The organism is Pseudomonadota bacterium, assembly GCA_011049115.1.
Classification (GTDB): Bacteria; Desulfobacterota; Anaeroferrophillalia; order Anaeroferrophillales; family Tharpellaceae; genus DSCM01.
On the sequence record DSCM01000064.1, the window covers coordinates 1 to 4,713 of the forward strand.

General features: G+C 50.8%; 6 protein-coding genes and 3 pseudogenes. All 9 read right to left on the minus strand.

Annotated elements, in window-relative coordinates:
- Positions 1-122 precede the first annotated feature (122 nt).
- A pseudogene (locus tag ENN66_05300) lies at positions 123-329 on the minus strand (cation-binding protein).
- 35 nt (positions 330-364) lie between these two features.
- Positions 365-508: pseudogene (locus ENN66_05305) on the minus strand (carboxymuconolactone decarboxylase family protein).
- 291 nt (positions 509-799) lie between these two features.
- Positions 800-1,393, minus strand: a complete 594-nt coding sequence (locus ENN66_05310; protein ID HDS16016.1) for a DNA-3-methyladenine glycosylase I — start codon at positions 1,391-1,393, stop codon at positions 800-802.
- A gap of 97 nt (positions 1,394-1,490) precedes the next feature.
- Positions 1,491-1,757 (minus strand): annotated as a pseudogene (locus ENN66_05315) (transposase).
- Positions 1,758-1,788: 31 nt separating this feature from the next.
- On the minus strand, positions 1,789-2,925 hold the full coding sequence (locus ENN66_05320; GenBank protein ID HDS16017.1) for an AI-2E family transporter: 1,137 nt from the start codon (positions 2,923-2,925) through the stop codon (positions 1,789-1,791).
- A gap of 77 nt (positions 2,926-3,002) precedes the next feature.
- A complete protein-coding gene (locus tag ENN66_05325) occupies positions 3,003-3,389 on the minus strand; it encodes a DUF2845 domain-containing protein (protein ID HDS16018.1) in 387 nt (128 codons plus the stop codon).
- A complete protein-coding gene (locus tag ENN66_05330) occupies positions 3,380-3,733 on the minus strand; it encodes a VOC family protein (GenBank protein HDS16019.1) in 354 nt (117 codons plus the stop codon). Before ENN66_05330 ends, ENN66_05325 begins: the two co-directional genes overlap by 10 nt.
- Before the next feature lie 7 nt (positions 3,734-3,740).
- Positions 3,741-4,193, minus strand: coding sequence for a pyridoxamine 5'-phosphate oxidase family protein (locus ENN66_05335; protein HDS16020.1), 453 nt, complete (start codon positions 4,191-4,193; stop codon positions 3,741-3,743).
- Positions 4,194-4,301: 108 nt separating this feature from the next.
- Positions 4,302-4,713 (minus strand): hypothetical protein (locus ENN66_05340; protein ID HDS16021.1); only part of this gene is annotated, 412 nt, incomplete at its 5' end.

A 4,713-nucleotide genomic window follows, 5' to 3' on the forward strand; every position in this document is an offset into this window, starting at 1 on the left:
AAGACATTACCAATAAGCAAACTTAAAATTTAACCATGAACATCAGTGCTTAACTTTATCTTGCAATCAGGGTGATCAATTTTCGATAATCACAACTGGTCAAATTTCGGTTGTCATAACTATTTTTTATTCAGTTCTCGAAAAAGAATATCTTCCTCTTTTCCGTGATGCGTACGGTCGGCGTACATTCGGATAAAATCGACCGCAATATCCACGAACACAGGATCCACCTCGTGTTCTGATTCAATTTTGTCCAGAACCTTTTTGAAGACCGAAAGCATGCGTTCAATAAGACGATGTTCTATCATGAGTGGGCCTCGGGCTTGCAAATTGAAACCTCCTTTTTTACTCCCGAACTTGCGCTTCAGCTGCTGACTTTTAAATTTCGTTCGTCAAAGACTTCTTTTGCAACCAAAAGTCCATTTAATGCTGCAGGGAAACCAGCATACACAGCCATTTGAATCACATCAATGATTTCTATTGGGCTACAACCAACATTAAGGGCTCCATGAAACGGCCAGGACGGCTGTTGCCTTTCTTCTCCAGTTACCGCCGTCACAAGTACAAAATCACGACCATGGACGACAATCAAAACCATCCGCCAACTGATTTTTTATCAAAGAGCGGCCTTACCGATCCCAAAACACCGGGTTCCAGCCCATCCGCCGTTGAACCTTCGCAGCCTCAGTTCCGCCTTGGCCAATCATTACCCGATAATAAGATCAGGCCTATTATCAATGGATTGCGTCCGACCCACCAGCCATCCCTACGCCTTGACACTTAGCGGTTTTGGGTCGGCTCAATCCTGATTGGTCAGGCGCAAACATTGCATTTTCCTTACTTCAGAATGTCGAAAACACGACAGCAAATGATCATTCACCAAGCCTACGGCCTGCATATAGGCGTACATAATGGTTGATCCGACAAAGGACATGCCCCTTTTTTTGAGGTCTTTGAAAAGGACGTCACTATCAGTTGTTTTGGCTGGAATATCAGCTATCGTCTCACGACCGCCATCCATCGGTTTTCCGCCGACAAACTGCCAAATATACTCATCAAAGCTGCCGAATTCTTTCTGAATTTCAAGAAATGCAAGCGCGTTCTTTCTCGCCGCAAACACCTTAAGACGATTGCGAATAATCGCGGGATTTTTCAACTGTTCTGCGAGTTCATCGTCGGTCATTAACGAAACTTTTTGGGGATCAAATCCCTTAAAGGCTTTACGATAGCCCTCCCTTTTACGTAACACCGTTTCCCAGCTCAATCCGGCCTGCGCGCCTTCCAAGATCAACATCTCAAAATGCTTGCGATCATCATGTACCGGCACGCCCCATTCTTCATCATGATATGCAATTGCCAAAATGGTTGCGTTCGCCCAATCACATCGCTTCATACTGATAGGCCCTATCCTTCGTCTTGTAAACGCCTAACAAACCGCACCTGCGGTACGGCCTGATTTGCAGTTAAAAAAGAATCAAGCTGCTCTGGTTTTACCTTCGTGGCCAGTACTCTTTGAAATTTTCTTTATTGGTAGCCGGAATCTTTTCCAGCAGGTAACGCATATATTTGTAGGAATCGAGTTGGTTTAATTTAGCCGTCTCGACGAGAGAGTATAATGCGGCGCTGGCGTGAGCGCCGCCGGGAGAGCCGGAAAACAGCCAGTTTTTACGGCCGACAACAAAAGGCCTGATGGAGTTTTCAGCCAGGTTGTTATCCGAGCGAAGACGGCCATCCTCAATATAGACGATAAGCCGTTTCGAACTTGTCGCTGAACACATTGAACCTATTCTAGACCACTTCCGTGATATACTTTTTTTTCAGCAGCCGCCAGAAAACCACGGCAAAGGCGGTCAGCGGAATCGCCAGCATCATGCCCATGATCCCGCCAAGAGCCACCCCCCAGAAAAAAACCGCAAAGATAATCAGGGCGGGATGCAGACCGGTGCGGTCGCCCATGATTCTCGGGGTAAGAAAATAGCCCTCGATAACCTGCACCACAACGAACACGACCAACACCAGCAACAGTCGCACCAGGCTGCCCCCGACACCGAAATACGCCAGCGGCAGAGCCACACCGAGCCCGGCAATACTACCCAGGTAGGGAATGATATTGAGCAGACCGAGCCCCATGCCGATCATCACTCCATAGGGCAGGCCGACCAGAACAAAGCCAATCGCGAACAACCCCCCCTGAGCCAGGGCGATAATGATCTGACCGCGAAAAAAGGTCAGGAGAATGCCGATAAACTCATCCAGCAGGTAGATAACATCCTCCCGGGTACCCGCCTTCAGAAAAGGCAGAAAATCACCAACCCGACGGCTCTCAAAGGGTCTGGCCCTGAGAAAGAAGGCAAGATAAACCGGCAGTACCGCCCAGGCAAACCAGCCGGCCACGGATTGAAACATCTGCAGCAACGATTCCGAGAGCCGTTCCCCCGAAAAATGCAGCACCCTGGCCGCCATCTCCCCGGGATTATCAAACAGGCTGCCAACCTTGGCAATCACCGCATATTTCTCCAGCAACGCGGCGAACTGCGGCCAGTACGACCGCCCCGCCTCACGCATGGCCTGAATCATGGACGGCAGATCATCAAGCAACAACAGTAACTGATCCGCGACAAAAACCCCGGCAAACCAGATAAACAAGGTCAGGGGCAGCAGCGCGGCAATAAAAAACAAAACCAGCGCCGCAGTCTGGGAGCCGCGACAAATCCTGATCAGAAGGTTGTAACAAGGACGCAACAGCATCGTCAGCACGCCCGCGACCACCGGCGGCAGCAGCACCTTGCTGAAAGTTCCGACAAACATTGCCAGCCCCCAGATGATTGCGCTGAAAAACAGCAGCAAGACCAGCGCCGCTCCCAGCGTCAGGGCCGCGGCCACGGTCGCGCGCTGGCGGGAACTGAGTTCAAGCTTTTCAAGCATCCTGCCTCCTGACCGGTTTTCTAACCGGTCCGAAAAATGCGGCCGTGCGTTTACCGACGCTTCGCCGCCGGCCCATTTCACTGCACATCCGGCAACCACCTTATCGAGCTAATCGTCGTGCCCACGATCCTAATCACATACATCTTGGGCTTGGCATATTGACGGCAGACATAGAGCCATTCTTCGGCCTTGACACAAGCATCGCCAATCTGGGCCACCCCCACAAACTCCCGGCTCTCGGGCTTGCCGAAGCGAGCAATCAAAAGATACTGGCTATCACCCGCATGAATGATTTTCGGGCCACAAATCATGGCCCCACCGGCAGCAAATGAAGTGCCGACAAGGGATCGGAACTTGATATCCTGGCGTAATGACGGCGCGTCGCCACCGAGAAGTAAGCTAATGGTCAACAGGGCTAATAATAATTTACGCATCATTGGCATCCATGACATCATTAACGCCAAAACTCAACTCGATTGCCTTCGGGATCATGCACATGAATTACCCGAGCGCCCCAAGGATGATCTTTTACCGCCGGCTCCTTTAATCCCATGCGGACTAGGTTTAAGCGAGCAATCTGAATATCGTCTACTTCAAAAGTGATAGTGACCCCCTTGCCGCCATTGCTTTCAATCGAGGTTCGGGATGCATCCGCAAGACTCAGACATGAAGTATCACCGAGTCTGAATTCAACAAACCAATCCAGAGAGGTTATGACCGGCAGGTTCAGCAAGGAATGATAAAAAGAGACCGTCTCCTTCCATTTTTTACAGTACAAAATCATATTCCAGGATTTTATCTTTATCATTTGCGTTCTATTTTCTCGCCTTTCCCGAAACATCCTCCATGGAGATTCTGAAGACTTTCGTCTTATCGCTGGAGCTCTCGATATATCTCCGGCCTTCGGCAATAAAGTCTTCGGAATATTTGCGGATAAGCCCTGCAAGAGCTCCTTGTTTCTCTTCTCCGAAGACTTCGGATGCAAGCCCCTGAACGATACAGCTCTCGTATCTGGTCGCAAATTTATCCGGAAGCACCTCGGTCTGGCCCACCACACAAAAGGAGACTCGGGAATCATTACGAATATGGTCGATCTTCTTTCCCTCAAGGGCGCAGTGGAAGTAGAGACATTCGTTAACCAGACAATAATTTATCGGGATACCGTAGGGCCCCTGAGCCGAAGAGACGGTGCTTAACACACCATATTCGCCTTGATCGAGAATCGCCAAGGCTTCGACAGTGGTTATCTTTCGATCTTTTCTTCGCATCGCCTTGCCTTTCCGCCTGACGCTCAGGTTAACCGCCGAGGCGCTCAAGCAGAACCCGGAGGCTTCCCGCAGCCGCCTGACCCGGCTGATTAATTAAAACCTGTTTTTTCAGTTATTTCTCTTCGCCCCTGAAGCTTTTCTGGAGCTCTCAATAAACTGCGCCCACACGTCATTGGGCTGCCAGACGCGGGCGATGAGCGCCTTGGCCTGCGTCAGCGACCAACCGAGCCGCGCTTGGCCATACAGGGAAACGAAGCTCGACACCCGCTTGTTAGCCGCACAGTGAACGAACATCTCCTTGCCTCTGATGGCATCCATGACCCCAAAAAAGCGCTGGAGATCCTCCAGCTGAGGCGCTTGGAAATCAACGGGGATGTGGTGGTACTCAAGTCCCAGAGCCGGCACCAGGCCGGCTTCATCCGGAAGGCAGTACCGTGGATCAAGCAGGCCAAGATTTACCACAACTTCAAAACCAGCTTCCGCCACTTCCCGCAACTGCGCCGCGGACGGCTGGCCGGCG